Raw genomic sequence first — 442 nt, forward strand, 5'->3', positions numbered from 1 at the left:
TAAAGTTTTCTATAGGCCTATACCCAATCCGGAGCCCGCCGATTCAGCAGAGAAGACAACGTGTAATAGAGAAACTGACAGCGACTAGTGCTCCTGTAATTACGAAAATTCATCTGGTTTACATGTAATTGTAATTACATGCGATTTTCGGTTTTACAAATTACATGTAAGAAGTTTTAGCGCAGATGCTAAATATTAGTCAGCAGCCGGCGGTGAGATAATTTCAACCAATCAGAGCATCTAATTTCCCCTTTTTACTTAAGAATCAATCATCTCCAGGGAAACAGCACCTAGGTCTAGCAAAAATATATATATCTAAACATATAAATCAACATTATGAAGCGAATATCGCCGCCTTAACAACCAAAGATGGGCCGGAGCTCAGGAAAATCAGATCCTCAACAGCAGCTTGATATCGAGAAATGCTTCCAAATCTTAGAGA

The organism is Arachidicoccus sp. (genome assembly GCF_050436765.1).
In the GTDB taxonomy this organism is placed as follows: Bacteria; Bacteroidota; Bacteroidia; order Chitinophagales; family Chitinophagaceae; genus Arachidicoccus.